Genomic DNA, 246 nt, shown 5'->3' on the forward strand with positions numbered 1-246 from the left:
GCGATGAATACCCTAGTGGGCAGCTTTGAGCAGACCCTAAGAAGTTGGTTAGAAACTCGCTTACATGCCGATTTATACCTGCGCCCCAGTGCTAACCGTATGGCTGATGTACGGGATAAATTAAGCCAAGATCCTCGTGTCAGCGGCTTATATCAACAATGGCAAGTCGATGGCGAGATGTCGACCCAAGGTCCAACAGCTCAAACGATCCCTGTGAATATTATCAGCCGTGATGATGAATCGATA

Annotated in this window: 1 protein-coding gene; it reads left to right on the forward strand. The window is 48.0% G+C overall.

Annotated features, from left to right (window positions below; translation table 11 throughout):
- On the forward strand, positions 1-246 hold a 246-nt coding region (locus tag B4920_RS30190; RefSeq protein ID WP_139379754.1), incomplete at both ends, for a hypothetical protein.

Source organism: Zoogloea sp. LCSB751 (assembly GCF_002028455.1).
Classification (GTDB): Bacteria; Pseudomonadota; Gammaproteobacteria; order Burkholderiales; family Rhodocyclaceae; genus Zoogloea.